Here is a 26,931-nt window from a genome sequence, read left to right on the forward strand (position 1 = left end):
GGAGGGCGACATGACAAAATTCAAAGGCGTTCGCATCGTCAAGGAGCCGGCTTACGCCGCCTCTTATTCGGAATTCGACGAAACCGAATTGATGGACGGCGACGTCACCGTCCGGGTCAGCCATTCCACCGTCAATTACAAGGACGGCCTCGCAATCACCGGCAAAAGCCCGGTGGTCCGGCGCTTCCCGATGATTCCCGGCGTCGATTTCGCCGGGGTGGTGGAAAGTTCGTCAAATCCGGACTTCAAGCCCGGCGACGCCGTGGTGCTCAATGGATGGGGCCTCGGCGAGACGCATCTGGGCGCCTATGCGCAGAAAGCGCGGGTGAAGGGCGCGTGGCTCGTGCCGCTGCCCGAAAAATTCACCGCCGCGCAGGCCATGGCCATCGGCACGGCCGGCTATACCGCGCAGCTCGCCGTTCTGGCGTTGGAACGGCATGGCCTCACCCCCGAACGCGGGCCGGTTCTGGTGACCGGGGCGGCGGGCGGCGTCGGCTCGGTCGCGGTGACGCTGCTGGCCAAGCTGGGCTGGCATGTGATCGCCTCGACCGGACGGCCCGAGGAGGCGGATTTCCTGAAAAATCTCGGCGCGGCCGAGGTGATCTACCGCGCCGAATTGTCCGGGCCGGGTCGTCCGCTGGGCAAGGAGCGCTGGGCGGCGGCGGTGGACAGCGTGGGGTCGCACACCCTGGCCAATGTGCTGGCGCAGACCAAATACGAGGGCGCGGTGGCCGCCTGCGGGCTGGCGCAGGGCATGGATTTGCCGACGACCGTCGCGCCGTTCATCTTGCGCGGCGTGGCGCTGCTCGGGATCGACTCGGTGATGCAGCCCAGGGACAAGCGGCTGATCGCCTGGAACCGGCTGGCGCGCGACCTAGATGTCGAGAAACTCGCCGCCTTGAGCACGACGATCGGCTACGATCAGGTGATCGAGACGGCGGGAAAGATTCTCAAGGGCAAGGTGCGCGGACGGATCGTGGTCGAAATCCCCTAGTTGGCCCGCGTCCAGTTCACCGACTTGCAGATCAGGCCGCCGAGCACGCAGCCGGAGGTCGTCATGGCGGCGCCTGACAGCGTGACCTTGCCGTCATAGGTCTTGCCGTCCTCGGGATTGAAGGCGGAGCCGGCCCAGCCGCCTTCGGACGGTTTCAGATCGAAGAACACCCGCTGTCCCACATGGGCGGCCGGCGAGTTGGAATCGCGCAGCCAGCTGATCGTGCCGCAGATCGCGCCGCCGCACGGCGCCATGCGGATGCGCGACTTGCCGTCGGTGCGTTTCCATTCGCCGGTGATGTCGGCGGCGAAGGCGGGGATCGCCAGCGTGATGGCGGCGAGCGTCAAGGCAATACGTTTCATTTTTCCTCCCTTTTTTAAAAATCAACCGCGCAATCCGCCTTCCGCCGCCTGCCAATGGGCGAGCCAGTCCGGGATCTCGGTCGCCGGCGCCTGTACGGCGAGACTGCGCAACAGTTCCGCCGTGGGCCATCCTCCGGCGCGGCCGAGCAGCAGCGCCTTGACCACCGCGTGACAATAAAGATCGCCGCGGCTTTCGATGCGGTGTTCGATGAACAGCCATTTTTCGTCCCAGCCGATCACCCGGCTGCGCAGCGTGAATGTCTGGAACGGCGCCAGCGAGCGGCGGAAGCGCACCAGCGCGCTGGCCACCACGGGTTTGAGTTTTTCGCGCCATACCAGCCCGGCGAAGCCGCAACGGATCGCGAGGTCGAACCGCCCGATGTCCATCATTGCGAGATAGCGGGCGTTGTTCATGTGCAGGTTGACGTCGAGGTCGTTGGGCCAGACGCGGAAGGTCAGACGGGACTCGTCGCGCCAGCCCAGCTTTTCACGGAATGGCGCGTGGAACGCCATTTTGAGCAATCGCAGCCAGGGCGGCAATTCATTCTCTCCAATGGTGCGAAGGGCGGCTTCCTCTCCCCCGCTGAGGGGAGAGGAACAGGCGAGGCGCTTAGAACGCCGCTTCCTCGAACGCCATCATGGTCTTGCCGCCGGCGAGGATCGCCGAGAGCAGCGCGCCGGTTTGCGGCAGCAGGCGCTCCATGTAGAAGCGCGCGGTCAAAACTTTCGCCTTGTGGAACGGGTCGCTGTCGGCATGCGGCAGGCTCACCTCGGCCATGCGCGCCCACAAATAGGCGAGCGTGGTGAGGCCGAACAGCCGCAGGTAATCCGACGCCGCGGCGCCGGCCTCGTCCGGGCGCGCCATGCCGACGCGCGCCACATGCAGCGTCGCCTGCTGCAGGCGCCCGAACGCCTTGCCCAGCGGCCCGATCAAATCGGCCAGCGCCGCATTGCTCTTGTTGGCTTCGATATAGTCGGCGACGGGATGGAACAGGGCGCGCAGGTAACGTCCCGCATGGGCAGGCATCTTGCGGCCGACGAGGTCGAGCGCCTGGATGCCGTTGGCGCCCTCGTAGATCTGGGCGATGCGGCCGTCGCGGACGAACTGCTCCATGCCATGCTCGCGAATATAGCCGTGGCCGCCGAAAATCTGGACGCCGAGATTGGTCGCCTCGAAGCCGACATCGGTGAGGAACGCCTTGATCACCGGCGTGGTGATCGCGATGAAATCCTCGGCTTTTACGCGCTCGGCTTCGTCAGGGTGTTTCTTGGCGACATCGAGCATTTTCGCCGCCCAGATCGCCAGCGCGCGGCAGCCCTCGACATAGGCGCGCTGCGTCAGCAGCATGCGGCGGATATCGGGATGGACGATCAGCGGATCGGCGGCCTTGTCGGGCTGTTTGGCGCCGCTGAGGGCGCGGCCCTGCAGACGCTCTTTCGCATAGGCCGCCGCGCCTTGGTACGAGGCTTCCGCGAGGCCGAGGCCCTGCACGCCGACGGCGAGGCGCTCCGTGTTCATCATGGCGAACATGGCCTGCATGCCCTTGTGCGGCGCGCCGATCAGCCAGCCCTTGGCGTCGTCGAAATTCATCACGCAGGTCGACGAAGCCTTGATGCCCATCTTGTGCTCGATGGAGCCGCAACGCACGCCATTGCGCTCGCCGGGCTTGCCGTCGGCGTCGGGCAGGAATTTGGGCGCGAGGAACAGGCTGACGCCCTTGATGCCCTTGGGGCCGCCGGGGATTTTCGCCAGCACCAGATGCACGATGTTTTCGGTGAGGTCGTGCTCGCCGGCCGAGATGAAAATCTTCGTGCCGGAGAGGCGGTAGGAGCCGTCCTCCTGCGGAACCGCCTTGGTGCGCATCTGTCCGAGGTCGGTGCCGCAATGCGGCTCGGTGAGGCACATCGTGCCCGACCATGTGCCGTCCACCAGCTTGGGCAGATAGGCTTTTTTCAGCGCGTCGGAGCCGTAGCCGTGCAGCGCGACATAAGCGCCGTGCGACAGGCCCGGATACATGCCGAACGACAGATTGGCCGAGCAGATCATTTCCTCGACCAGCGTGTTCACCGCCGCCGGCAGGCCCTGGCCGCCATAGTCGGGATCGCAGGCGATCGAGGTCCAGCCGCCATCGCGGAACGTGTCATAGGCCTGCTTGAAACCTTTGGGCGTGCGCACCACGCCGTTCTCGTAAGCGCAGCCCTCCTCGTCGCCGGAGCGGTTGAGCGGCTGCAGCACTTCCTCGCAGATCTTCGCCGCCTCTTCGAGCACGGCGTCGAGCGTGTCGCGCGAGAAATCCTCGTAGCCGGGCAGCGACGTCAGATCGTCGCCGCCCATCACGTCATAGAGCACATAGCGCATGTCGCGCAGCGGAGCCTTGTAGGTCGGCATGTTCGTCTCCCTGCGGGGTCAGTTGCGGAGCGGCTTGCCGGTTTCGAGCATGTGCTCGATGCGGGCGAGGCTGTCGGGGTTGCGCACCAGCTTCATAAAATTCTGGCGCTCCAGTTCGAGGATTTTATCCTCGTTCAGCTCGTCGAAATATTCCGTCTCGCCGCCGGTGAGGATGTTGGCCAGCGCCTCGGACACGACGATGTCGTGCTTGGTCGCCTTGCCGAGCTTGGCGAAACCATCCACCGCCATTTTCAGCGCCAGTTTTCCGGACGGACCCGGCAGGCGATAGACCGGCTTTTCCGGCGGCTGGTAGTTTTCGACGAGTTTGAGCGCCTTGGCCTTGGCGTCGAACAGCAGGCGGTTGCGGTTCATGGTGACGCCGTCGCCGTCGCGCAGGATCAGCATGTCCCGGGCTTCGGCGGCGGATTTGGCCACGCGCGCGGTGCTGATATATTCGAACACCTGCGCCACCGCGGGCATCGGGCCTTTCGGCGTTTTCTTGTGGGCCTGCCAGCGCGCCAGCATTTCCTTGCAGCCGCCCCAGCCGGGGATCAGGCCGACGCCGACCTCGACCAGACCGATATAGCTTTCGGCATGGGCCTGGATGGCGTCGGAATGCAGCAGGATTTCGCAGCCGCCGCCGAGCGCCATGCCGGAGGGCGCCGAGACAACAGGAAAGGGCGCATATTTCAGCGCCTTGTAGGCGAACTGTCCCAAGCCGACCAATTGCTCGATTTCGCTCCAGGCCGCGACATTGGCCGCGAACAACGCAAGGCCGAGATTGGCGCCGACGGTGAAATTGCTCCCCTCATTGTAGATCACCAGCGCCTTGTGGTTCTTCTGCACGAGCTGGATGGTCTGGTTGAGCAGCATGACGATATCGGCGTCGAGCGAATTCATCATGCTGGTGAATTCAAAACACAACACGCCGTCGCCAATGTCCCACACGCTGGCGGACGCGTTTTTCAGCACCGGCTTTTGCGTGAGCTTGATGTCGGCGAGCAGCAGCACGCCTTCCGGGCGCTCCAGCGTGACATAATCGCCGTTGAGCGTCAGCGCCTGACGCTTGCCGTTCTCGACGCGATAAAACGTCTTGCCGGCCGCCGCCTGCAGGATCGGCGGAACCAGGCCACCCTCCGCGTGCAGCTTTTCGACGAACCAGTCGACGCCGATCTTGTCGAGCAGTTCGAACGGGCCCCATTTCCAGGCGTAGCCGAGGCGCATCGCTTCGTCGATCGAGACGATGTCGTCGGCCGCATCGCCCACCAGCGCCGCCGCATAGCACAGCGTCTTGCGCACGACGTCCCAAGCGTAGCGGCCCGGCGCGCTGTCGTGGGTCAGCAGCTTTTTCAGATCCTTGCCGGCTTCGTCCACCGCCTCGACCCGCGCCCGGGCCTGGGCGCGATAGTCGCCGGTGGCGAGGTCGATGGCCTCCTTCAGCTTGCCCTTTTCGCGGTTGAGACGATAGAAGCCGCCCTTGCCCTTGCGGCCGGTGTAGCCCTCCTTGATCATGCGCTCGACCAGCGGCAGCGGCTGGTTCATGCCGTGGAACGCGTCTTCGCGCGGCAGCGCCGAGGCCATGCTGGCGTTGATGTGCGGCATCAGGTCGAGGCCGATCAGGTCGAGCAGGCCGAACACGCCGGTCTTGGGAATCCCCAGCGGCTTGCCGATGATCGCGTCGGCCTCCTCGATCTGCAGCTTGTGCTCGAAGGCCAGAACCACCGCCGACTGCAGCCAGTACACGCCGAGACGGTTGGCGATGAAGCCGGGCCGGTCCTTGCAGACCACCACGCCCTTGCCGAGCTTGTAGTCGCAGAAATCCGTGACGGTCTTGATCGTGTCGGCGCTGTTGAGCGGGCTCGTCACCAACTCCAGCAGACGCATGTAGCGCGGCGGGTTGAAGAAATGGGTGATGATGAATTTTTCCGCAAAGCTTTGCGGCATGCCTTCGACCAAATTCGCCAACGGAATGGTCGAGGTGTTGGATGAGACGATGGCTTCGGGCTTCCGGTGCGCGTCGATCTTTTTATAGAGCGCCTGCTTCACGTCGAGCTTTTCGACCACGACTTCGACGATCCAGTCGCAGTCGCGCAAGAGGTCGAGATGGTCCTCGATATTGCCGGTGGTCACCAGCTTGGCGGCGGCCTTGCTCATGAAGGGGGCCGGCTCCGTCTTCAGCATTTTGGCGACGGCGCCTTCGGCCACGGCGTTGCGGTTGTCCGCGCCCGCCGGAACGATGTCGAGCAGCACCACGGGCACGCCGGCGTTGGCGACCTGCGCGGCGATCCCGGCGCCCATCACGCCGGCGCCGATGACGGCGACTTTGTTGATCTGCATCACACGGCCTCCAGAATGGTGGCGATGCCTTGCCCGCCGCCGATGCATTGCGTCGCCAGCGCGTATTTGCCCTTTTCGCGCTTGAGCAGGCTGGCGGCCTTGCCGGTGATGCGCGCGCCGGTGGCGCCGAGCGGATGGCCCAGCGCGATGGCGCCGCCGTCGATGTTGACCTGATCCGGCGACAGGCCCAGCTCCCTCATGCAGGCGAGGCTTTGCGAGGCGAAGGCCTCGTTGAGCTCGACCACATCGAGCTGCTTCGCTTCGAGACCGGCGCGGGCCAGCGCCTTCTTGGTGGCGCCGACCGGGCCGATGCCCATGATCTCGGGGTCGCAGCCGCAGACGGCCACGCTCTTGACCACGGCGAGAATCTCCAGCCCCTTGGACTTGGCGTAATCCTCGGAGCAGACGAGGCAGGCGGAGGCGCCGTCGGTGAGCGGCGAAGACGTGCCCGCCGTCACCGTGCCCTGCGCGTCAAACGCCGGCTTCAGCTCGGCCAGAGTGGCGGCGGTGGTTTCCGGACGCGGACAGCCATCCACGCTCACCTCGCCCTTTTTGGTCTTGATCGGGACGATCTCGTCCTTGAACTTGCCGGAGGCCTGGGCTTCGGCGGCACGCTTTTGCGAGCGTGCGGCGAATTCCTCCTGATCCTCGCGGGTGATCTGCCATTTGTTGGCGACATTTTCCGCCGTCTCGCCCATGCCCATATAGGCGCCGGGCATTTTGGCGTAGAGGTCGGGACTCGGCAGCGGGTTGAAGCCCATCATCGGCACCCGCGTCATGCTCTCGACGCCGCCGCACACGAAGACGTCGCCGGCGCCGAGCGCGATGGAGCCGGCCGCGATGTGAATCGACGACATCGATGAGCCGCAGAAGCGGTTGACGGTGGCGCCGCCCGCCGATTTTGGCAGGCCGGCCAGCAGGCTGATGAGGCGGGCGACGTTAAAACCCTGCTCGCCCTCGGGGAAGGCGCAGCCCATGATCACATCCTCGATCTCGGCGATATTGACGCCGGTCCGGGCGATCAGGCCTGCGATGACTTGCGCGGCGAGATCGTCCGGCCGCACCGAAACGAGGTCGCCCTTTTTCGCCAAAGTGAAGGGCGAGCGGACGTAGCCCGCGATAACCGTGCGAGTCATTGAGGTTCTCCCAAACCAAAGTGGACCGTTTGCGCCGCGCGCGGACGCAAGAATGCCTGACGCCTGAAGCGCCCGATGTCGCGAAGGTTCATCCTCGCAGCTCCCTGTCCCGCGCTTTTCGGCGGGTCATTGTCGTTGTTTGTTGAGTCGAAAGTTAGTGGACGCACGCGCCAAGGTCAATATCGTTTACATATAAACTTTTGTCATGCGCCTTAAACTTGGGCGGCGCGGTCTCTTTCGCTTTGCGGCGTTTCGCGCAAGATTGAGCCTACGGGCGCGACGCGTTCGCCACGGTTTTCGCCAGCACGGAGCGCGGCGGCTCATGTTCGATCTCAACCCGATCCTCAACACGGACAGCTATAAGCTGAGCCATTGGCTGCAATATCCGCCGGGTGCGCAGGAAGTTTCGTCCTATGTCGAAAGCCGAGGCGGCGCGTTCGACTCCATCCTGTTTTTCGGCCTGCAGCCGTTTCTGATGGAGCATCTCGCAAGGCCGGTCACGCGCGGCGACGTCGAGGCGGCGCAGGAGGTCGCCAGCGCCCACGGCCTGCCGTTCCATCGCGACGGATGGTTCGATCTGGTCGCGCGCCATGGCGGCGCGCTGCCGGTCGAGATCAGCGCGATCCCCGAGGGAACCGTGCTGCCGCCGCAAAACGTGCTGGCGCAGATCCGCAACACCGATCCGGCGTTTTACTGGCTGTCCTCCTATCTCGAAACCGCCCTGCTGCGCGCGATCTGGTATCCGACCACGGTGGCGACCATTTCCTACGCCTGCAAGCAGGTGATCCGCCGCGCGCTGGAAGAAACATCGGACGATCCGAAGGGGCAACTGCCGTTCAAGCTGCACGATTTTGGCGCGCGCGGCGTGTCGAGCCTGGAGAGCGCCGCGCTCGGCGGCATGGCGCATCTGGTGAATTTTCGCGGCACGGACACGCTCGCCGCCCTGCCCGCCGCAAAGCGTTATTACGACGAGCCGATGGCCGGATTTTCGATTCCGGCGGCGGAACATTCGACCATCACCGCCTGGGGCCGCGACGGCGAGGCGGACGCCTACGCCAACATGCTGCAAAAGTTCGGCAGGCGCGGCGGCCTCGTCGCGGTGGTGTCGGATTCCTACGACCTGTTCAACGCCGTCGAGCACATCTGGGGCGGCGTTTTACGCGATCAGGTCCTGCAAATGGGAGGCACGCTTGTCGTAAGGCCGGATTCCGGTCATCCCCCCACCATCGTGCGCCAGACCGTGGCGCTGCTGGCCGACAAATTCGGGGCGCGGCGCAACGCCAAGGGGTTTTTCGTGCTCAACCCCGCCGTGCGCGTGATCCAGGGCGACGGGATCGACGTCGCCAGCATCGGCGAAATCTTGGACGAGCTGAAAGGCGCGGGCTTTTCCGCCGACAATGTCGCTTTCGGCATGGGCGGGGCGCTGCTGCAACGGCTCGACCGCGACACCCTGCGCTTCGCCATGAAGGCCTCGGCGATCCGCATCGACGGGCAATGGCGCGACATCTACAAGGCGCCGAGCACCGATCCGGCCAAGGCGTCGAAGCGCGGCCGTCTGGCGCTGCGGCGCGGCGCGCAAGGATTTGAGACCGTTCGCGCGGAAAACTGCCCGGCGGAGGCAAACCTGCTGGTCCCCGTCTGGCGCGACGGGCAATTGCTGCGGCGCTGGCGCTTCAGCGAAATCCGCGAGAGAACCGAGTCGAACTAAGCCTATGGTGTGACGTCTCGTCGCTTGCGCGCTGGACGTGCGCGTTTTACGACAAGCTTACGTTATCGGTGCCCCGGGTCAGGCCGGGGTGAAACGGGAATGCGGTCAGGACAAATCTCTGAACAGGAGAAAAGTCCAAAACCGCAGCTGCCCCCGCAACTGTAGGCGACTTTCCTTCCGCCCTTCAGCCACTGGACCTCTGGTCCGGGAAGGCGGCGGAAGACGGGTCGTGAGCCAGGAGACCGGCCGATGCGTCCGACAACCCCGCAGCCGTCGGTGGGACGGCAGGAGGCATCATGGTTACGCTCTCGAAGCGTCGCGCGGCCCTTTTGGCTGGCGGCTCGCTGCTTTTCATTGTTTCCACGCTCGCCGCGCGCGCGCAACAGGCGCCGCTCGACAGCCAGTTCGTGGCGCTGGGCGACATCGACGTCACCGCCACGCGAACGGAGCAGCCTTTGGCGCTATCGGCCAGCGCCATCAGCGTCATCCCCGCCGCCGAGGTCGAGCGGCGCGGCGCGACCGGCCTCGCCGACGCGCTGCGGGGAACGCCGGGCCTCGACATCTACAGCTCGGGCGGCGTCGGCACGGTGACGCCGGTCTATCTGCGCGGCGCCACCGCCGGCCAGACGCTGGTGATGCTCGACGGGGTCCGCATCAACGATCCCAGCGGCACCGACGGCTTCGCCGATCTCGGCATGCTCAACGCCGCCAATGTCGAGCGCGTGGAAGTGCTGCGCGGGCCGCAATCGGCGCTTTACGGCTCGGACGCCATGGGCGGCGTCATCAACATCATCACCAAACAGGGCGACGGCGCGCCGCACGGCTCCGCCTCGGTCGAGGGCGGCAGTTACGGCACGGTGCACAGCCGCGTGCAGGAATCGGGATCGGTGGGAGACTGGTCCTGGTCCTTCGCGGTGGACGCGCTGCACGCCGACGCGCCGGCGCGCTATGGCTATCGCGTCAAGGGGCCGCTCAGCTATGGCTATGGCGTCGTGGCCGGCCCCGCGCCGGATGTTTCGGAGCCGACCAACAAGCTCGGCGGCTCCGCGCAATTGCGCTATCGCGTCAATGACGATCTGGTCATCACCGGCGGGTTCAACGGCTATGACACCGGGGCGCGGTTCGACAATCCCGGCGCCTTCGCGCCCAGCGACGTCTATGGCGGCTTCAACCGCCTGCTCAGCACGCTCGTTCAGGGCTATCTGCGCATCGACGACGACGCGTTCGACAAAAATCTGCACAGCCGCCTGACCGTTTTCGGCAACAACACTCATCGCGACGTCTGGGAGACCGAGGTTTTCTGCACAATCGCTTATCCCGGCGATTGCAAGATCGGCTATGAGGGCGGACGCTACGGGGCCGAATATCAGGGCGATGTGAAGCTCGGCGCCTATGGCCTGCTGACGTTCGGAGGCAAGACCGAGACGGAAACGCTGCGCACGACCGCCCAGGATCAGCCCGGCGCCGCCGATCAGGTCACGCTCTCGGCGCGGCAGACCACCAATTCGCTGTTCGCCCAGCACCAGTTCACCGTGCTCGACCGGCTCGACATCAGCTTTGGCGGCCGCATGGACGCCACCGGCGGCGTGAAGATCTTTAACACCTGGCGCACGACGGCGGCCTATCGACTGGAGGAGACCGGCACCAAACTGCGCGGAACCGTCGGCACGGGCGCCAAGGCGCCGTCGCTGTACCAGCGCTTCAGCCTCTATGGCGATCCCGACCTGCGGCCCGAGGACAGCATCGGCTACGATTTCGGCGTCGATCAAAAACTGTTCGACGACCGGCTGACGCTGTCGGCGACTTATTTCAACAGCGACTACAACAACCTGATCAATTACGGCTACGCCGCGACCTGCACGGCCTCGCAGATTTACGGCTGCTACTACAATGTCGGGCGTTCCCGCATCCAGGGTCTCGAACTCTCGGCCGAAGCCGTGGTGTTTCCAGAGGAGTTGCGGGCGCGCCTGTCCTACACCAACATGGACGCGCGCAATCTCGCCACCGGCGACGTCATTGCCCGCCGCCCGCACAACAAGGGCTCGGCCGCGCTGATCTATACCGGCGTTCCCCGCCTCGAACTGGAGGGGCGCGTGACCGTTGTCGGCGCCAATCCCGACACCAACTTCAACAACGCCACTTATGTCACGACCCCGGTCGTGCTGCCGGCCTACGCCCGGATCGACGTTTACGCCAATTACAAGCTCGATCATGGCCTTTCGGTGTTCGGCCGGATCGAGAACCTGACCGACGCGCGTTATCAGGAGATCGCCAATTACGGCGGGCTCGGGCGCTCCGTCTATGGCGGCGTGAAGCTCGACTGGTGAGCCGCGCGCGTTAACCGGCGGACGCGATGGTCGCGACAACGCGGCCGTCGCGTCGGACGATGGAGGGCGTGAACCGCCGCGCCAACGCCTGCATGGCGGCGTTGTTCGCCAAAAATTCCAGCTCCAGCGTGGAAAAGCCGGCGCGCGCGCCCGCTTCGATCAAACCGCCCATCAGCGCGGCGCCGAGGCCATGGCGGCGCCAGCCCTTCTCGACGCTGAAGGCGAGTTCGCCGACCTCGGGCCGCGCGGGATCAGCGAGCAACTCGCCCACAGCGCGGATTTCGCCGCCCTCTTCAAAGCCGAGCGCGATGCGGCCGTCGCTGGCGGCGGCCCCGGCGTGCAGCATGATCATGAATTCGGGCGCGTCGTCGAAAAAGCGAAAGCGGCGATCCTCGTCGTCCAGCCGCAGCAGATGATCGGCGTAGCGGTCGGCGTCCTGGGGACCCAGTCGAAACAGGCGCGGCGGCTGCGCGCCAGTCTCACGCGCGATCAAGGGCGGTCCTCCCATGTGGTCATCCGTCATCGCATAGCCGCCGCGCCGGCGCAAACCGGCGCACAGCAGCGGCTTCCGCGCGCCTGCGGCATATTCGCACATTCAAACTTATATAGATAATATTGCTTTCAGGCCAGGGCCACGCTATCACGCTGGAATTGCTCCCGGCTTTCGAGACGCCCGCTGATTTCGCTCGACCCCGCCCTATTGGAGACGCCCATGTCGCGTTTTGCGTTCACCTCCGCCGCCATTCTGGCTCTGGCTCTTCCCGCCTGCGCCGAAACGGCGCCGACGCCCGACAAGGCCAAGGCGGCCGAACTCGTTCAGGCTTACGCGGGCAAACTCAAGGCGGCGCTCGGCTCCGCGCTGGAAACCGGCGGCGCCGAGGGCGCGCTGGAGGTCTGCGCCAAACAGGCGCCGGTCATCGCCGCCGAACTCTCGCAATCGAGCGGCTGGACGGTGGCGCGCACCAGCCTCAAGCCGCGCAACGCCGCTTCGGCGCCCGACGATTACGAACGCAAGGCGATGGAGGCGTTCAACGTGCGCATCGCCAAGGGCGAGAAGGCCGCCGATCTCGTCAGCGCCGAAGTGGTCGAGCAGAACGGCAAGAAGGCGTTCCGCTTCATCAAGGCCATCCCCACCGCCCAGCTCTGCCTGACCTGCCACGGCGAAAATGTCGCGCCCGAACTCAAGCGGAAGATCGTCGCGCTCTATCCCGAAGACCAGGCCACCGGGTTCAAGGAAGGCGACATGCGCGGCGTCTTCACTTTGACGAAGCCGCTGCCATGAGCGCCCGGCTGTTCACCGCGGCCTGTCTGGCGCTGCTGCTGGCGCCGGGCGCCGCGCAAGGGGAAATCCTGCTGGATCATCCCTGGGCGCAGGCGACGCCGCCCAAGGCTGTGGTCGGTCGCGCCTATGTCGTGATCACCAACAAATCCAACGCCGTGGACCATCTGGTCGGCGTGAAGACCGATGCGGCGCTGTCCACGGAGATCGCGGGCATCCGCATCCTGCAGGACGTGCCCAATCTGCGGCGGCTCTACAACATCGACATTCCCGCCGGCCGCAGTTTCACCTTTTCGCCGGGCGGCTATCACATTCTGCTGCGCAATCTGAAAAAGCCGCTCGTCGCCGGCGACAGGATCTCCGGCGAACTGGAGTTCGAAAACGCCGGTGCGGTGCCCGTGGTGTTCACGGTCGAGGACGGACCGGCGCGCTAACAGCCGGAGCGCGCCACGATCACCGCCTCCTGCCCCTCGGCGAAGCGGAAAATCTCCGTCGTCATGCCGGCGGCCTTGAACGCCGCCGCAATCTCCGTCGCCTGCAAAAGGTGATTGCCCTGCACATGCTCGGACAGGTTCTGGAAGGCGAAGCCTTGCCGCGCCGGCGTGCGCAACAGGGCGCGATCCTCGGGCCAGTCCGGCTCCCAGATCGCGACGGCGCCGCCGGGTTTGAGGGCGTCGCGCAATTTGGCCATAAACTCTTGGGGACCGGCCTCCCAGACATGATGCAGCGCGCGGTTCATGACGATGAGATCGGCCTTTTCCTCCAGCTTCGCGTCATGCAGGTCGCCATGGGCGAAGCGAAGACGGTCGCTCATTCCGGCTTTTTCCGCCAGCGCGCGGGCCTGCGCGATATTGCCGTCGAACCCGTCGAAGCCGAGGCCGCGCAGCAAAGGCCGGTCCCGCAGCAGCGCGCGAAGACACCAGCCGTTGCCGCAGCCGAGATCGACCACAAGACCGCCGCGCGCCGCGATTTCGGCGACGACCGGCAGGCTGGGCGCGATGGTCTGGCTGAACAGGCGGGTGAACGACGCCTCCAGCATGGCGCCGAACAGCGGCCCCAGCGTCGGACGCTCGAACATCACCTGTTCGCCGGGCCGCGCGCCGGTGCGCATGAAATCCGCCGCGCGCTCGGCCATGTGCATTGACATCATCGCCTGCCCCGCCACCGGCATCAGCGTGCCCTCGATTTCGGGGTCGAGCGCGGCGCCCATTTCGGACAGGCCGAACAGATCGCCTTCGGCCTCCAGCAGGCCGAAGGCGTAGGCGCCGTCGCACCAGCGCCGGACATAGCCGGCGTCCATGCCCGCCGTCTGCGCCAGATCGTCGGCCGAGGCGGCGTCGAGCCGGCGCAGCGCGGCGAACAGGCCGTTGACCACGCCGATATAGCCGAGGCCCAGCGTTTGCGCGCCGCGCGCCATGGCGCGGAACTGCGCCTTCAGCTCGTCCTTGCCGGTCATGTCAGCGGACGACCGGATAGTCGTAGCGCGCCCAGTTCATCAGGCCGCCGCCGAGATGGCCCTCGACGATCAAGCCCATGTCGCGGGCGCGGCGCAGAGCGGTTTTGGAGCGCATGCCGGAGGCGCAATAAAACACCAGCGGCTTGTCCTTCGGCAGGCCCGCCGCCGCCTGCTCGAAGCGCGACAGCGGCGCATGGACGGCGCCGGGAATGCGCCCGCCAGCCCATTCCCTGTCCTCGCGGACATCGACCAGCAGACAGGCCGAATCCTTCTCGCGCAACAGGTCGCGCAATTCGCCGGGGTTGAACGTCTTGACGTCGCCCCCGCCGCCGAACAGCCATCCGAACATCGGTCCTTCTCCTTCAGGTCAAGCGGTCAGCGGGCCGCCGGCCGCTTTCCAGGCCGTAATGCCGCCCGTGAGGTTGAGCACGTCGGCATAGCCCATGTCGGCGAGGGTTTTCGCCGCCAGCGCCGACCGGCCGCCGCTGGCGCAATAGACCACCACGCGCGCGGCCTTGGCCAGTTCGGGCTTATGCATCGGGCTTTCCGGATCGGCGAAAAATTCGAGAAAGCCGCGCGGGGCGGGAAAGGCGCCGGGGATCGCGCCCGTGGCGACTTCGCCGCCCTCGCGTACATCGACGAACAGAACGGCGGGATCGCCCACCAGCGGCAGGGCGTCAGCCGCGGAGATCGTCGCGACCTCGGCGTTGGCTTCCGCCACCATCTGCTTAAAACCTTTCTTGAGCGGGGGGGTCAGGGTCACACATGCCTCCATGGTTGGGTTGCGAGGGACAGAAGCAATCGGCCAGCGCCTCGATGAACCGGCTGACCGTGTCGTCGGCGAGGCGGTAGATCACCGCCTGATGGCGCCGGCGCGCCACCACCAGATGGTCACGCCGCAGGTTGGCGAGCTGCTGCGACGCCGACACGACAGGAACGCCTGCCGCTTCGGCCAGTTCGCCGACCGAGCGTTCGGCGTGCTTCAGGGCGCACAGCAGGCGCAACCGGGTCGGATTGGCGAAGCTTTTCACAAATTCGCTCGCCGCCTCGACCGGGAATGTGTTGCGCTTGACAGCCATTAGCTATTAATTTCATATATACGAATATTTGTAAAGCCTGGACCCCAAAGGGACCCGCCATGACCCAACTCGGCTCGCCCAAAATCTGCTGGCTGCCCCTGCTGCTGATCTCCGCCCTGCCCGCCGGCGCCGGGGAGTTCACGGTGGCGGAGCAACAGGTCGCGAATATGAAAGCGATCTTCGGCCAGGCTGAGAGCCGCGAGATCGCGCCCGCGCGCACGCGCATCGGCGGAACCATCGTCAAGCGCTTCGTGGACGAGGGCGCGCAGGTCAAGGCGGGCGACGTCATCGCCGTGGTGGCCGACCAGAAGCTGGCGCTGCAGGCTCAATCGCTCGACGGGCAAATCAGCGCGCTGATCTCGCAGGTGGACAACGCCAATGTCGCGCTGCAACGCGCCGAGGATCTGATGAAAAAGGGTTTCGCCACCAAGGCGGCCTATGATCAGGCCAAGACCAACGCCGACGTGCTGGCGCACCAACTCGAGTCCATGAAGGCGCAGCGCGCCGTGATCGCGCAGCAGACCCGCGAGGGCGAGGTTTTGGCGCCCAAGGACGGGCGGCTGCTGACCATCGGCGTCGTGCCCGGCGCCGTGGTCCAGCCCGGCGAGCCGATCGCGCGCGTCGCTTCGGGCGCGCTTTATCTGCGGCTATCCCTGCCCGAGCGTCACGCGCCGCTGCTGCAACTGGGCGCGCCGGTGACGGTGGCGCCGCGCGTCGCCGGCGGGCCGTCGCGCGAGGGCAAGATCGTGCGCATCTATCCCGAACTCGACAATGGCCGCGTCATCGCCGACGCGGAAGTCGAGAACATCGACAATTATTTCGTGGGCGAGCGCGTGCGCATCTATGCCCCGGTCGGCGAGCGCAAGGCGATGATCGCGCCGCGCGACGCCGTGACCACGCGCTCCGGCGTCGATTATGTGAAGCTCGCCCGCGCCGAGGGGCCGCTCGACGTCGCCGTGGTGTTCACGGACACCGCCGATCCCGGAAAAATCGAAATCCTTTCCGGCCTGAAGGCTGGAGACCGGATCGTGACACCATGACCGACAAGAAACTCGGCCTCGCCGGCGCCCTCACCCAAACTTTCATCGCCTCGCCGCTGACGCCGCTGCTGCTGATCGCCGCGCTGGCGCTCGGCCTGCTCGCGCTGTTCACCCTGCCGCGCGAGGAGGAGCCGCAGATTTCCGTGCCGATGGTGGACATTATGGTGCAGGCCAATGGCCTGCGCGCGGAAGACGCGGTCAAGCTGGTGACGGAGCCGCTCGAAACCATCGTCAAGGGCATCAACGCGGTCGAGCACGTCTATTCCAAGACCTATGACGACCGCGCCGTGATCACCGCGCGCTTCGTGGTCGGCACCTCCACCGACGCCGCCATTTTGCGCGTGCATGAAAAAATCCGCGCCAATATGGACCGCATCCCGGCCGGCGTGCCGGAGCCGCTGATCGTCGGGCGCGGCATTGACGATGTCGCCATCGTCACGCTGACGCTGACGCCGAAGCCGGAGGCCGCGAGCCGCTGGACCGCCGGGGCGCTGACCGATGTCGCGCGCGAATTGCGCACCGAGCTGGCCAAGCTGGAGGATGTCGGGCTCACCTATCTCGTCGGAGATCAGGCGCAGGAATTCCGCATCGAGCCCGACCCCGCCGGACTCGCGCGCTATGGCGTGACGCTGCAGCAACTTGCCGCCAAGGCGCAAGGCGCCAACAGCGCCTTGCAGATCGGCCGGGTGCGCGACGCCGGCCTGCAGGTGGAGACGCTGGCGGGACGTACGTTGCAGACCTTGCCGGAGATCGGCAATCTGCTGATCACCACCCGCGACGGCCGCCCGGTCTATCTGCGCGATGTCGCCAAGGTGGTGTTCGTCGACCAGCCCAACGAAACGCGCGTCGCGCATTTTTCACGCGAAGCCGACGGATCGCTGCAAGCCGCGCCCGCCGTGACCATCGCGCTGGCCAAGCGCGCCGGCGCCAACGCCGTGGTGATTTCCGAACGCATCGTCGAACAGCTCGAACATTTGAAGGGCGCCGCCGTTCCCGGCGACATCGAGGTCAAGGTCACCCGCAATTACGGCGAGACGGCCAGCGAAAAGGCCAACGAGCTGCTGTTCCACCTCGGCCTCGCCACCGTCTCCATCGTGCTGCTGGTGGCTTTTGCGATTGGATGGCGCGAGGCTTTGGTGGTGGCCGTGGTGATTCCCACCACCATCCTTCTCACCTTGTTCGCGGCGCGGATCATGGGCTACACGCTCAACCGCGTCAGCCTGTTCGCGCTGATCTTTTCCATCGGCATCCTGGTGGACGACGCCATTGTCGTCATCGAGAATATTTCGCGGCATTGGGCGATGCGCGACGGACGCTCGCGCGTGCAAGCCGCCATCGACGGCGTGCGCGAGGTCGGCAATCCGACTATCGTGGCCACGCTCACTGTGGTCGCGGCGCTGCTGCCCATGCTGTTCGTCTCCGGGCTGATGGGGCCGTATATGGCGCCGATCCCGACCAACGCTTCCGCCGCGATGATCTTCTCCTTCTTCGCCGCCGTGATCATCACGCCCTGGCTGATGCTGAAGATCGCCGGGCGGGCGCCGCTGCACGCCGGCGAGGCGGCCGGCGGCGGCCGGATGGGCGCGTTTTATCGGCGCGTCGCCGAACCCGTGCTGCGCAGCCGCAAGTCGGCGAAGAAATTCCTGACGCTGGTCGGGCTCGCCACCCTCGCCTCGCTCAGCCTGTTCTATTTCAAGCTGGTGACGGTCAAACTGCTGCCGTTCGACAACAAGCCGGAGCTGGCTTTGGTCGTCGACCTGCCGGTGGGGACGTCGGTCGAGGAAACCAACCGCGTGCTGGCCGACGCCGTGCAGCGCCTGAAGTTCGTGCCGGAAATCCAATCGTTTGAGACCTATGCCGGAACGGCGGCGCCGTTCAACTTCAACGGTCTGGTGCGGCATTACTATCTGCGCGCAACGCCGGAAACCGGCGACGCGCAGATCAACCTGTCGCCCAAGGACAAGCGCAAGCGCGCCAGCCACGAGATCGCGCTGGACGTCCGCACGCGGCTCAAGGGCCTGGCCATGCCCGCGCATGGCTCGCTCAAGGTGGTCGAGCCGCCGCCGGGTCCGCCGGTTCTGTCCACGCTGCTGGCGGAGGTCTATGGCCCGGACGCCGCCACCCGCCGCGCCGTCGCGTCCAAAGTGCGGCAAGCGTTCGAAGCCTCGGATTTCATCGTCGACGTCGATGATTCCTTCGGGGTGCAGGCGCCGCGCAAACGCATCGAAATCGACCAGGACTCGCTGGAGTTTTTCGGCGTGCAGCAGAGCGACGTGTTCGACACCTTGCGCCGACTCTATGGCGGCGATGTCGTCGGCTATTCGCATCGCGGCGGCCGGCAGCCGCTGCCGATCCGGCTGGCGCTCGCAAAAAACCAGCGCGAGCTGAACGAGCTGGCGCTGACCACGCCGGTTCCGGCCAACACCCTGCCCGGCAGCCGCTCCATCGTCGAACTCGGCGACGTCACCCGCGTGACGACGGAGCTGTCCTCCTTCCCGATCTTCCGCCACAACGGCCGCGCGACGGAAATGGTGCAGGCGGAGCTGGCCGGCGCCTATGAGGCGCCGCTCTACGGCCAGCTCGCCGTGGACGCCACGCTGGACAAAATGGACTGGCCGGAGGGAACGCCCAAGCCGGAGATCATCCTGCACGGCCAGCCGCTCGACGAGAGCAAGCCGAGCCTGCTGTGGGACGGCGAATGGGAGGTGACCTGGGTGACGTTCCGCGACATGGGCGCGGCTTTCCTGGCGGCGCTGGTCGGCATCTACATTCTGGTGGTGGCGCAGTTCAGAAGCTTCAAGCTGCCGCTGGTGATCCTGACGCCGGTGCCGCTCACCTTTATCGGCATCCTATTCGGGCACTGGCTGTTCCACGCCGCTTTTACGGCGACGTCGATGATTGGTTTCATCGCGCTCGCCGGGATCATCGTGCGCAATTCCATCCTGCTGGTGGATTTCGTGCGCCACGGCGACGCCTCGCAGGGGCTGAAGGCGCTGTTGCTGGAGGCCGGGGCGATCCGCTTCAAGCCAATCCTTTTGACGGCGCTGGCGGCGATGATCGGGGCGGTCACGATTCTGAGCGACCCGATCTTCCAGGGGCTGGCGCTGTCGCTGCTTTTCGGCCTCGCCTCCTCCACCGCGCTGACCGTGCTTGTGATTCCGGCCATCTATGTCGTGCTGCGCGGCGGGCCCAAATACGACGCAGCGTGACGTCAGGCGCCGCTGACGTCGCGGGCGAACGACAGGGCGGCGAACAAGGCCGCCAGCGCGCCGACGACATGGACCGCCAGCAGCAGATTGGCGAGCTGCGGGCGGCGCTTGCCGATCAGCGCGCTGACAAGGCCGGCCACCACCGCCGCGCCGAACAATTCCAGCGACAGAAGCGCGATCCCGCGCGCCGGCGCGTCCGCCGGCAGGTCGGAAAGCCTTATATTGGCGCCGAGCGTCTCGATCCCGGCGAGGCCGGCCACCGCATGGAATCCGATCACCGTCAGGTTGCGCGCCTTCAGGAACCACAGCGTCAGGGCGTAGCCGCCCAGACCCGCCGCCACCAATTGAACAAAAACCATCGCCAGGATTTGAGACGTCATGCGCCCTCCCGCAAAGCCGTTGAAATCAAGCTTGAGTTTGGCGCATTGGCGGCGCGGCGGCAACGGCCGCCGCCGCTTGAGCGTCGGCGCTAAAACTGATTCGTGCCGGTTCCGGTCCCGGTCTGGTCGCAAAATCCCGTTTCGGGCCGGACGCGCCGTGATGCGCGAGAGGATTTGTTCATCTTTGTCATGGGCTTAAGCGGGAGCGCCGATTCGCGCGCGTTTTGTTCCCGTCCTGATCCCGCGCTCCCGGAATGGCGCCCTCGCCGCATCGGCCCCGGTCATGTTCCGTTAACCCTGGCCCGGCGCTTGCAACGCCGCGCCGCGCACCCCATGTCCCGGGCGTGGCGGAGGCAGACAAATGGGCGCGGAAATTCCGTTTCGTGAAAGCTTTTACCTCGAGCTTCCCGGAGATTTCTACAAACCCGCCGCCCCCTCGCCCGCGCCCAGCCCGCGCTGGGTCGCCTTCAACGCCGCCCTGGCGCGGGAGCTGGGCATGGCGGAGGACGCCGTTGCCCCGGACCTGCTGAACCTGCTCTCGGGCGGCGCGCCCGCCAACGGCCGCGGCAATATCGCGCTGGCCTATTCCGGCCATCAGTTCGGCGTGTGGAACCCGCTGATGGGCGACGGCCGCGCCGCGATCGTCGGCGAAATCGCCGCGCCCGACGGTCGCGTTTACGACATTCATCTCAAGGGGTCGGGACCGACGCCCTTCGCGCGGCGCGGCGACGGGCGCGCCACGCTCTCGGCCATGCTGCGCGAATATATCGTGTCGGAAGCGATGGCCGGCCTCGGCATCCCCACCACCCGGTCTCTGGCGGTGGTGGCGACCGGCGCGCCGGTGTTCCGCGACGGCGCGCGCCCCGGCGCGGTTCTGACCCGCGTGGCGCGCAGCCACATTCGCGTCGGCACGTTCCAATACGCCGCCGGCCGCGATGGCGCGGAGGACCAGGGGCCGATCCGCGTCCGCGCCCTCGCCGACGCTGCCATCAGGCGCCACGACCCCGAACTGGCGCAGGCGGAAAACCCCTATCTCGCCTTTTACCGCGCCGTGGTCGCGCGGCAGGCGCGGCTGATCGCGCAATGGATGCTGGTCGGCTTCATCCATGGGGTGATGAACAGCGACAATATGGCGGTGTCGGGCGAGACGATTGATTTCGGCCCCTGCGCCTTCATGGATTCCTTCAACATGCGGCAGGTCTATTCCTCGATCGACGCCGCCGGCCGCTACGCCTACAACCGCCAGCCCTCCATCGCGCAATGGAATCTCGCGCGTCTCGCCGAAACCCTTCTGCCGCTGTTCGACGCCGACGCGGCGCGGGCGCTGCGCCTCGCTCAGGAAGCGCTCGAAACCTTCCAGCCGCTCTATGCGGAGGCGCTGGGCATGGGGCTGGAGCGCAAGCTCGGCCTGCGCGCCGGCGCCCCCGACAATGAGGACATTTTCGCCCTGTTGTGGAAAGCGCTGGGCGCGAGCAAGGCCGATTTCACCAATTTCTTCCTTCACCTGACCGGTATCGCGGAGGGAAAAGCCGAAGCCGACGGCCTAGCGCCCGACGAGGAAACCAAAGCATTTTTGGCCGCGTGGCGCGCCGCGCTGGACAAAAACGACCGTGACGCCGCGTTGGCGGCGATGCGCGCCGCCAATCCAAAGATCATCGCCCGCAACCATCGGGTCGAGGAGGCGCTGGCCGCGGCGAATGAAGACGAAATGGCCCCGTTCGAACGGCTCTGCGCGGCGCTGAAACACCCGTTCGACCTCGCGCCCGAGCACGCGGACCTGCAGACGCCGCCCCGGCCCGAGCAAGTCGTCCACGAGACTTTCTGTGGCACATGAAGGTTAGCGGACGAAAATCAACAGCTTAGTCTGAGCCGCTCCGGGCAATGGAGTAGAAAATTAACCTTTTTTTCATCTATCGCGCGCAAAACTTCAGGCTAATCTAACGGCGTGCGCCGCCGTCAGCCTGTGAGCCGAGGCGATGAAATTTCGCGAATTCGAACATGATGTTCTCCCGCGCATCCTGATCCCGCTGCTGGGCGGGCTGTTTGTTTTGACCGCGCTGCACCACGGCGCGCGCGCCGCCCCGACCGGCAAAGGCGCCAACAGCTTCATCGTCAGCGCCGCCGACGGCTACGGCGTCAACGACTGCATCAAAAACGGCGCGGAATGCGCCAAGATCGTCGCCGACGCGTGGTGCGAGGCGCATGGGAGCGGCGTCGCCAAAACGTTCGGCCGGGCGGAGGACATCACCGGCGCGATCCGCAACACCGCCGTCCGCGAGACGCCGGCGCAGGTGATCAGCGAGGACGACGTCTTCATCAGCTGCGGCGACTAAGCCTGCGCAGACGCGCCTATTCGAGGTCGATCGGGCGGAAACGCCCGGAATCGTCGAGTTGCGTGCCCCAGACCTTGTGAACGGCCTGGTGCTCGCTGGCGCTGTAATTGACCGTCGGCCCCAGGCCGAGATCGAGGCCGCGAATGGATTCGAGGCCGGCGACAACCTTGTCGGAATCCGGCGCCGCTCCCGCCTTCTTCAAGCCGTCGATCAGCACTTTGGCGCTGATATACGCCTCGAACGACACGTAATCCGCGTGTTCCAGCGGGAAATACCTGGCCAGCGCCGCCTTGTACTCCAGCGCGATGGACGAATGACCGTCGGGGTCGGGCACGACCTGGGTGACGACCACGCCCTTGATGTAGCGCGCCCCGAGCAGTTTGAGTTCGTCCGCGAATGTGTTGCTGCCCACGGCCGACACATTGGTCAGGATCACGTCCGGGAAGGCCTCCCGCGCCTTTTCCACGAATTTGGCGGCGGCGCGATAGGTGGCGACCATGATCACCGCCCTGATATGCCCCGCGTTTCCCTTTCCCTTGGCTTTCTGGCGCTTGCGAATTTCGTCAATCGCCGCGCCGACGTCGATGGTGTTGCGCTCGTAGCGCAGATGCAGCAGCGGCTCGGGCGAGCCCATCGCACGCATCGCCTTTTCCGCGCCGGCGAAGCCCGCTTCGCCAAAAGCGTCGTCCTGGGCGAAAACGGCGATGTCCGACGGGTCGATCCGCCGAACCTTGACCAGATAGCGCGCGGCGGCCTCGGTCTCCTCCGCATAGCTGGCGCGGAAATTGAAGACATAGCGATCCGGCGGCTGCTGCCGCAACAGGCCCGCGCCGGAAAAGGCGCCGAAGAAGATCAGCTTGCGTTCGAGCACGTAGGGCAGGATCGATTCCGAAGTCGCGGAGCCGAAATTGCACAGGAAGCCGAAGACTTTGTCCTTATCGACCAGCGCCTTGGCGATGTCGGGCGTGCGGCGCGGATCGTAACCGTCGTCGGCGGCGACGATGCGCAGCGGACGGCCGTTGACGCCGCCGGCTTCATTGGCGACATCGAAGGCGGTTTCGGCGCCGAGCTTCAGTTCGGAGCCGAACTCCTTGTTGGCCCCGCTGAGGGGTACGATCATGCCGAAACGCAGATCCGCCGCGCCCGCCGCTTCGCGCAGGCCGCCATAAGCGGGCGCCGTGTCCGCGCGGGGCGGGCCAGCCGGCGCCTGGGCGCCGCCAGCCTGCGCCTGGACGTCGCCGGCCGCTCTCAAGCCCTCCGAGAGTTTTCGCAGCGCGGCCCGGCAGGCCTCGGGCTGATCCGCGCAAGGATCGGAGGCGGCGGGCGCGGGCCGACCCGGCAAGGGCCTGGCGGGGGACAGCGGCGCCGCCCCGGGAATAACGAACGCGCTCTGCGCCCTCGCCTCGACGGCCGGGATCGCCAAGGCCGCGACGAACCCGGCGATCGCACACAGGAATTTTGGCGCGCGCGCACGCGCGCGTCTTGGCCCGCCTTGACGTATGGGCATGCTTACTCCCTGATTTTGCTGAAGTTTTTGTGATGAAACTAAAAAGTTAACAGATCGTCAACCTTTTTAGATCCGAACGCGAATCAAAAAAAAACGCGCGAGTGGAAGCTCGCGCGCTCGCATCAGCAGATTATGCGGGAGTTCGGCGTCAGTCCGAGATCGACTCGCCGCATTTCGGCGCAACATCGCCGCCCCAGGGCTGGATCGGCACGGTCGAGGTCGAGTTCTGCGGCGACCCCTCGATCAGCTTGTCGGAATAGGCCATGTAAACCAGCGTGTTGCGCTTGGGATCGCAGCCGCGCACGATCTGCATGCGCTTGAACAGCAGCGAGCGGCCCTCCCGGAACACCACATCGCCCTGCTTGGTCTTTTCCTTGAAGGCGATCGGGCCATATTGGCGGCAGGCGAGCGACACTTCGGACCGCTCCTCCGCCACCCCGAACATGCCGGCGACGCCACCCTTTTCCGGCACGGTGTAATAGCAGGCGACCCCGCTGACGATGGGATCGTCGATGGCGTAGGTCGCAAGCTTGTCATTCGGCGTCAACAGCTTGAACACGGTCGACTTACGAAAGATCAGGTCAGGGCCGCCATCGGCGGCGCGCGCGGCGGCGGAAAGCCCAGTCAGGGCCACGGCGCAGATCAGCAATTTTGCAAGAACAGGTTTCATTTCAGGCGCTCCCAAAAGCACCGCTTATATGAGGCGCAATCGTCGCAATTTGAAGCCCCCCGCTTCACGTCGCCGTTCCGCTCGGTCATTTCCCTCCGCGCGCGCCCGCGACGGCGGCGCGCCGCTCAAGCATTCGCGCGGCCTTTTGTGCCAATTCTTCTAAATTTCTAACGTGTTTCCAGTTTACGCATTTACAACGCCGTCAACAACGCCTCCACCTCAAGTAGAAATAATCGACGATTGCGCGCATGAATAGCGCTCGGCAACCGCGCACCGGCTCGTCTTGTGGGGTTGGCGCGATGTTTCCGGCGGCCGGCGGCCGTCTATTCAGACCGTGGAGCCCAATATGTATGTTTCCTGGAGCCCCTCATCGGCTCAAGCCACGAGCAATGCGTCGAGCGCGCAAACGTCGTTGCAGAAGACGCAGCAGCAGATTTCGACCGGCAAGTCGATCAACGACGCCAGCGACAATGCGGCGCTCTGGGACATGGCGACGTCCAACTATTCCCAATCCGGCGCCGTGTCGGCGGTGATGACCAGCCAGCAGGGCATGACCCTGCCGCTGGCCGCGACCAGCCAATCGGCTGTCGGCGGCATCGCCAACACCTTGAACGCCATGCGCAACAATCTGATCGCGCTGCAAGGCGGCGGCGATCAGAACGCCATCCTGCAATCGTTGCAGGCGCAGGGCAAGGCGCTCAGTTCCTCGGTGTCGCAGGCTGGCCTCAACGGCGTCAATTTGCTCGACGGTTCGACCGGCGCCCAGGGCGACAACTTCCTCGTCAGCTACGGCGAATATGACCAGGGCGGGCAAACCGCCAGCGTCAACGTCGCCGCCGGCAATCTGGTCAATAGCGCGGGAACCGGAACGTTCCAAGCCGCCAAGGCCTCCGGTTCGGGCGCGGCCACCGATCTGACCGCCCTCACCGCCAACGACCTCAGCCCCGGCAATATCGCGCAGACCCTGGCCAATCTGAACGCGGCGCAGGATCAACTGCAAAGCGTGGCCGGCAATGTCGGCGCGTTCAATAATCTGGTCGGCCAGGCCTACAACACCAACGCCACGAGCCAGATTGACCTCGCCAACGCCACCGCCGGCGTCGACAATGCCGATATGGCGGAGGAATCGACCCAGATGAGCGCCCAGAACGTGCAGCAGCAACTGGCTGTTATGGCGCAGGGCATCGCCAACCGCTCCAGCGCCAATGTGCTGAAGCTGTTCCAGCAGAACGCGGCCTGAGGAACGCGGCGGCGGATCACGCCGCCGTTTCCAGCCCCAGTTCCGGAAAGGCGATGATGCGGCGTTGCTCGAAATCGGTGCGCGCCACGATCAACTCGCTCTGCTCCAGCTGGCCCAACATGCGCCGCGCCCGACTGGGCGAGGCGCTGCCGAAAAAGCCGGCGATTTCGGCGTCTTCCGGGCAGGGCTGCCCTGCGGCCGCCGCGCGGCTGAGATAAAGAAACACGCTCTGCAGGTCGCCCGGCAGCCGCGACGCCAGCTCGATCGCCCGGTCCCAGCCTTCCTCATCCACGGCCTCCGGAAAAGCCTGCTTGGCGCGAAAAATCGTCAGGCGGCGGCGGAAGTCCGCGAGATCGGGGGCGCCCGGACCAAGGCGCCGGATGCGGCAGCGCAGCTGGAAATCGCGGTGCAGCGTCTCCGCCGCCTGTTGCGCGGCTTTCGCCTCGCCGACGATCTGGCCAATAATCTCTTCAATCGCCGCCTCGCGCTCCTGGGCGGTCAATTCCGGCGGCGGGGCCGCGACAATATCGGGCGGCGGCGCCTCGATCTGCGTGAAAATCTCCTGCAAACGCTCGGGCTTCGGCGCGTTTCTCACGCGCGGCGGCGGCGGCTCGCCGGGCGCGAGGATCAGGTTCTGCAAGGCTTCGGCCTCGTGCGCCTCCGGCAACGGCAGCAGTTTCGGCGCGGCGCCGCGATCCGCCGTCTCGACCGCGCCGACCTTCACCCGCAGCGGACGCCGTGAAATCGCCGGCCCCAGTCCGATGAAGGAGCCGCGCTCCAGATCCCTGAAACTCTCGGCCTGCCGCCGCTCCATGCCGAGCAGATCGGCGGCGCGGGCCATGTCGATATCCAGAAAGGTGCGGCCCATCAGGAAGTTGGAGGCTTCCGCCGCCACGTTCTTGGCCAGCTTGGCGAGGCGCTGGGTGGCGATCACCCCCGCCAGGCCGCGCTTGCGGCCGCGGCACATCAGATTGGTCATGGCGCCGAGGCTCATCCGGCGCGCTTCGTCCGACCCGTCCGACGCCACGCCGGGCGCGAACAATTGCGCCTCGTCCACGACGACCAGGGCCGGGTACCACAGCGCGCGGTCGGCGTCGAACAGGGCGTTGAGGAAGGTCGCGGCGGCGCGGAGCTGCGCGTCCACCTCCAACTCTTCCAGATTGAGCACCACGGAGACGCGATGGGCGCGCACCCGCGCGCCGATGACGGCGAGATCGCGCTCGCATTCGGCGGCGTCGAGCGCGAGATGGCCGTAGCGCGCCGCCAGCGACACGAAATCGCCCTCGGGATCGATGACGATCTGCTGCACCAGCCCGGCGCTCTGCTCCAGCAGGCGGCGGAGAAGGTGCGACTTGCCCGAGCCGGAATTGCCCTGCACCAGCAGGCGCGTGGCGAGCAATTCCTCAAGATCGATCTGCGCCGGCGCGCCCAATTGGGCGGCGCCGATGTCGATGGAACGCCCCATCCGTATCCCGTAAAAGCTGC

At 65.9% G+C, this 26,931-nt stretch carries 24 protein-coding genes and 1 riboswitch; of the genes, 10 read left to right on the forward strand and 14 right to left on the reverse strand.

The window, feature by feature from the left end; all coding sequences use genetic code 11:
- Window positions 1–10: 10 nt before the first annotated feature.
- On the forward strand, window positions 11–994 hold the full coding sequence (gene acuI, locus CFB24_RS03740; protein WP_088519196.1) for an acrylyl-CoA reductase (NADPH): 984 nt from the start codon (window positions 11–13) through the stop codon (window positions 992–994).
- Here acuI and CFB24_RS03745 read toward each other — a convergent pair.
- The 5 genes from CFB24_RS03745 to CFB24_RS03765 form a co-directional block, all read right to left on the reverse strand.
- The gene (locus tag CFB24_RS03745; protein WP_088519197.1) at window positions 991–1,356 is read right to left on the reverse strand and encodes a DUF2147 domain-containing protein; all 366 of its coding nucleotides are present in this window, start codon (window positions 1,354–1,356) and stop codon (window positions 991–993) included. The genes acuI and CFB24_RS03745 overlap by 4 nt on opposite strands.
- A gap of 21 nt (window positions 1,357–1,377) precedes the next feature.
- A complete protein-coding gene (locus tag CFB24_RS03750; protein ID WP_088519198.1) occupies window positions 1,378–1,896 on the reverse strand; it encodes a thioesterase family protein in 519 nt (172 codons plus the stop codon).
- Window positions 1,897–1,966: 70 nt separating this feature from the next.
- Complete coding sequence (locus tag CFB24_RS03755; protein ID WP_088519199.1) at window positions 1,967–3,745, reverse strand: acyl-CoA dehydrogenase C-terminal domain-containing protein; 1,779 nt, start codon at window positions 3,743–3,745, stop codon at window positions 1,967–1,969.
- 18 nt (window positions 3,746–3,763) lie between these two features.
- Complete coding sequence (locus CFB24_RS03760) at window positions 3,764–6,082, reverse strand: 3-hydroxyacyl-CoA dehydrogenase/enoyl-CoA hydratase family protein (protein ID WP_244593108.1); 2,319 nt, start codon at window positions 6,080–6,082, stop codon at window positions 3,764–3,766.
- Complete coding sequence (locus CFB24_RS03765) at window positions 6,082–7,218, reverse strand: thiolase family protein (protein ID WP_088519201.1); 1,137 nt, start codon at window positions 7,216–7,218, stop codon at window positions 6,082–6,084. The genes CFB24_RS03760 and CFB24_RS03765 overlap by 1 nt, the downstream gene beginning before the upstream one ends.
- Before the next feature lie 322 nt (window positions 7,219–7,540).
- On the opposite strand from CFB24_RS03765, the gene CFB24_RS03770 reads away from it, so the two are divergent.
- Window positions 7,541–8,926, forward strand: coding sequence for a nicotinate phosphoribosyltransferase (locus tag CFB24_RS03770; RefSeq protein WP_088519202.1), 1,386 nt, complete (start codon window positions 7,541–7,543; stop codon window positions 8,924–8,926).
- A 49-nt stretch (window positions 8,927–8,975) separates the two neighbouring features.
- A riboswitch (cobalamin riboswitch) is annotated at window positions 8,976–9,191 on the forward strand.
- Window positions 9,192–9,222: 31 nt separating this feature from the next.
- Entirely contained in the window at window positions 9,223–11,253 is a 2,031-nt protein-coding gene (locus CFB24_RS03775) for a TonB-dependent receptor plug domain-containing protein (RefSeq protein WP_088519203.1), read from the forward strand.
- A 10-nt stretch (window positions 11,254–11,263) separates the two neighbouring features.
- Here the strand turns inward: CFB24_RS03775 and CFB24_RS03780 are convergent, their stop codons facing one another.
- Window positions 11,264–11,761, reverse strand: coding sequence for a GNAT family N-acetyltransferase (locus CFB24_RS03780; RefSeq protein WP_088519516.1), 498 nt, complete (start codon window positions 11,759–11,761; stop codon window positions 11,264–11,266).
- A 204-nt stretch (window positions 11,762–11,965) separates the two neighbouring features.
- Between CFB24_RS03780 and CFB24_RS03785 the strand changes: the two genes are divergently transcribed.
- A complete protein-coding gene (locus CFB24_RS03785) occupies window positions 11,966–12,535 on the forward strand; it encodes a Tll0287-like domain-containing protein (RefSeq protein WP_088519204.1) in 570 nt (189 codons plus the stop codon).
- Window positions 12,532–12,966, forward strand: coding sequence for a copper chaperone PCu(A)C (locus tag CFB24_RS03790; RefSeq protein WP_088519205.1), 435 nt, complete (start codon window positions 12,532–12,534; stop codon window positions 12,964–12,966). The genes CFB24_RS03785 and CFB24_RS03790 overlap by 4 nt, the downstream gene beginning before the upstream one ends.
- Here the strand turns inward: CFB24_RS03790 and CFB24_RS03795 are convergent.
- From CFB24_RS03795 to CFB24_RS03810, 4 genes are read right to left on the reverse strand one after another with little or no spacing between them, the layout of a single operon-like run.
- Complete coding sequence (locus CFB24_RS03795; protein ID WP_088519206.1) at window positions 12,963–13,988, reverse strand: class I SAM-dependent methyltransferase; 1,026 nt, start codon at window positions 13,986–13,988, stop codon at window positions 12,963–12,965. The two genes, CFB24_RS03790 and CFB24_RS03795, sit on opposite strands and share 4 nt — an antisense overlap.
- Window position 13,989: 1 nt before the next feature.
- On the reverse strand, window positions 13,990–14,337 hold the full coding sequence (locus tag CFB24_RS03800) for a rhodanese-like domain-containing protein (RefSeq protein WP_088519207.1): 348 nt from the start codon (window positions 14,335–14,337) through the stop codon (window positions 13,990–13,992).
- 18 nt (window positions 14,338–14,355) lie between these two features.
- Complete coding sequence (locus tag CFB24_RS03805) at window positions 14,356–14,751, reverse strand: rhodanese-like domain-containing protein (protein ID WP_425332088.1); 396 nt, start codon at window positions 14,749–14,751, stop codon at window positions 14,356–14,358.
- The gene (locus CFB24_RS03810) at window positions 14,717–15,067 is read right to left on the reverse strand and encodes an ArsR/SmtB family transcription factor (protein WP_088519209.1); all 351 of its coding nucleotides are present in this window, start codon (window positions 15,065–15,067) and stop codon (window positions 14,717–14,719) included. Before CFB24_RS03810 ends, CFB24_RS03805 begins: the two co-directional genes overlap by 35 nt.
- A 59-nt stretch (window positions 15,068–15,126) precedes the next feature.
- Between CFB24_RS03810 and CFB24_RS03815 the strand changes: the two genes are divergently transcribed.
- Both CFB24_RS03815 and CFB24_RS03820 read left to right on the forward strand, forming a co-directional pair.
- A complete protein-coding gene (locus CFB24_RS03815; protein WP_088519210.1) occupies window positions 15,127–16,107 on the forward strand; it encodes an efflux RND transporter periplasmic adaptor subunit in 981 nt (326 codons plus the stop codon).
- On the forward strand, window positions 16,104–19,316 hold the full coding sequence (locus tag CFB24_RS03820) for an efflux RND transporter permease subunit (protein WP_088519211.1): 3,213 nt from the start codon (window positions 16,104–16,106) through the stop codon (window positions 19,314–19,316). The genes CFB24_RS03815 and CFB24_RS03820 overlap by 4 nt, the downstream gene beginning before the upstream one ends.
- Before the next feature lie 2 nt (window positions 19,317–19,318).
- On the opposite strand, the gene CFB24_RS03825 is transcribed toward CFB24_RS03820, so the two are convergent.
- Window positions 19,319–19,696, reverse strand: coding sequence for a hypothetical protein (locus tag CFB24_RS03825; RefSeq protein ID WP_141098341.1), 378 nt, complete (start codon window positions 19,694–19,696; stop codon window positions 19,319–19,321).
- A 361-nt stretch (window positions 19,697–20,057) separates the two neighbouring features.
- Here CFB24_RS03825 and CFB24_RS03830 point away from each other — a divergent pair, with 361 nt between their 5' ends.
- Both CFB24_RS03830 and CFB24_RS03835 read left to right on the forward strand, forming a co-directional pair.
- A complete protein-coding gene (locus CFB24_RS03830) occupies window positions 20,058–21,530 on the forward strand; it encodes a protein adenylyltransferase SelO (RefSeq protein ID WP_088519213.1) in 1,473 nt (490 codons plus the stop codon).
- Between the two features lie 142 nt (window positions 21,531–21,672).
- Window positions 21,673–22,029 carry a hypothetical protein gene (locus CFB24_RS03835; protein WP_088519214.1) on the forward strand — a complete coding sequence of 119 codons (357 nt, stop codon included), beginning with the start codon at window positions 21,673–21,675 and terminating at the stop codon, window positions 22,027–22,029.
- A 16-nt stretch (window positions 22,030–22,045) separates the two neighbouring features.
- Here CFB24_RS03835 and CFB24_RS03840 read toward each other — a convergent pair whose 3' ends face one another.
- A complete protein-coding gene (locus tag CFB24_RS03840; RefSeq protein ID WP_088519215.1) occupies window positions 22,046–23,536 on the reverse strand; it encodes an ABC transporter substrate-binding protein in 1,491 nt (496 codons plus the stop codon).
- 148 nt (window positions 23,537–23,684) lie between these two features.
- Complete coding sequence (locus CFB24_RS03845; protein ID WP_088519216.1) at window positions 23,685–24,206, reverse strand: CreA family protein; 522 nt, start codon at window positions 24,204–24,206, stop codon at window positions 23,685–23,687.
- A gap of 346 nt (window positions 24,207–24,552) precedes the next feature.
- Here CFB24_RS03845 and CFB24_RS03850 point away from each other — a divergent pair, with 346 nt between their 5' ends.
- Window positions 24,553–25,446, forward strand: a complete 894-nt coding sequence (locus tag CFB24_RS03850; protein WP_088519217.1) for a flagellin — start codon at window positions 24,553–24,555, stop codon at window positions 25,444–25,446.
- 16 nt (window positions 25,447–25,462) lie between these two features.
- Here the strand turns inward: CFB24_RS03850 and CFB24_RS03855 are convergent, their stop codons facing one another.
- Entirely contained in the window at window positions 25,463–26,911 is a 1,449-nt protein-coding gene (locus CFB24_RS03855) for a helicase HerA domain-containing protein (protein WP_088519218.1), read from the reverse strand.
- Between the last annotated feature and the right edge of the window lie 20 nt (window positions 26,912–26,931).

Origin of the sequence: Rhodoblastus acidophilus (genome assembly GCF_900187365.1) — a bacterium.
GTDB lineage: Bacteria > Pseudomonadota > Alphaproteobacteria > Rhizobiales > Beijerinckiaceae > Rhodoblastus > Rhodoblastus acidophilus.

Excerpts from the sequence above, each read along its gene's own strand:
- acuI (WP_088519196.1), top strand. The coding sequence starts at position 11 with ATGACAAAATTCAAAGGCGTTCGCATCGTCAAGGAGCCGGCTTACGCC.
- CFB24_RS03745 (WP_088519197.1), bottom strand. The coding sequence starts at position 1,356 with ATGAAACGTATTGCCTTGACGCTCGCCGCCATCACGCTGGCGATCCCC.
- CFB24_RS03755 (WP_088519199.1), bottom strand. The coding sequence starts at position 3,745 with ATGCCGACCTACAAGGCTCCGCTGCGCGACATGCGCTATGTGCTCTAT.
- CFB24_RS03760 (WP_244593108.1), bottom strand. The coding sequence starts at position 6,082 with ATGCAGATCAACAAAGTCGCCGTCATCGGCGCCGGCGTGATGGGCGCC.
- CFB24_RS03765 (WP_088519201.1), bottom strand. The coding sequence starts at position 7,218 with ATGACTCGCACGGTTATCGCGGGCTACGTCCGCTCGCCCTTCACTTTG.
- CFB24_RS03770 (WP_088519202.1), top strand. The coding sequence starts at position 7,541 with ATGTTCGATCTCAACCCGATCCTCAACACGGACAGCTATAAGCTGAGC.
- CFB24_RS03775 (WP_088519203.1), top strand. The coding sequence starts at position 9,223 with ATGGTTACGCTCTCGAAGCGTCGCGCGGCCCTTTTGGCTGGCGGCTCG.
- CFB24_RS03780 (WP_088519516.1), bottom strand. The coding sequence starts at position 11,761 with ATGGGAGGACCGCCCTTGATCGCGCGTGAGACTGGCGCGCAGCCGCCG.
- CFB24_RS03785 (WP_088519204.1), top strand. The coding sequence starts at position 11,966 with ATGTCGCGTTTTGCGTTCACCTCCGCCGCCATTCTGGCTCTGGCTCTT.
- CFB24_RS03790 (WP_088519205.1), top strand. The coding sequence starts at position 12,532 with ATGAGCGCCCGGCTGTTCACCGCGGCCTGTCTGGCGCTGCTGCTGGCG.
- CFB24_RS03795 (WP_088519206.1), bottom strand. The coding sequence starts at position 13,988 with ATGACCGGCAAGGACGAGCTGAAGGCGCAGTTCCGCGCCATGGCGCGC.
- CFB24_RS03800 (WP_088519207.1), bottom strand. The coding sequence starts at position 14,337 with ATGTTCGGATGGCTGTTCGGCGGCGGGGGCGACGTCAAGACGTTCAAC.
- CFB24_RS03810 (WP_088519209.1), bottom strand. The coding sequence starts at position 15,067 with ATGGCTGTCAAGCGCAACACATTCCCGGTCGAGGCGGCGAGCGAATTT.
- CFB24_RS03815 (WP_088519210.1), top strand. The coding sequence starts at position 15,127 with ATGACCCAACTCGGCTCGCCCAAAATCTGCTGGCTGCCCCTGCTGCTG.
- CFB24_RS03820 (WP_088519211.1), top strand. The coding sequence starts at position 16,104 with ATGACCGACAAGAAACTCGGCCTCGCCGGCGCCCTCACCCAAACTTTC.
- CFB24_RS03825 (WP_141098341.1), bottom strand. The coding sequence starts at position 19,696 with ATGACGTCTCAAATCCTGGCGATGGTTTTTGTTCAATTGGTGGCGGCG.
- CFB24_RS03830 (WP_088519213.1), top strand. The coding sequence starts at position 20,058 with ATGGGCGCGGAAATTCCGTTTCGTGAAAGCTTTTACCTCGAGCTTCCC.
- CFB24_RS03835 (WP_088519214.1), top strand. The coding sequence starts at position 21,673 with ATGAAATTTCGCGAATTCGAACATGATGTTCTCCCGCGCATCCTGATC.
- CFB24_RS03840 (WP_088519215.1), bottom strand. The coding sequence starts at position 23,536 with ATGCCCATACGTCAAGGCGGGCCAAGACGCGCGCGTGCGCGCGCGCCA.
- CFB24_RS03845 (WP_088519216.1), bottom strand. The coding sequence starts at position 24,206 with ATGAAACCTGTTCTTGCAAAATTGCTGATCTGCGCCGTGGCCCTGACT.
- CFB24_RS03850 (WP_088519217.1), top strand. The coding sequence starts at position 24,553 with ATGTATGTTTCCTGGAGCCCCTCATCGGCTCAAGCCACGAGCAATGCG.
- CFB24_RS03855 (WP_088519218.1), bottom strand. The coding sequence starts at position 26,911 with ATGGGGCGTTCCATCGACATCGGCGCCGCCCAATTGGGCGCGCCGGCG.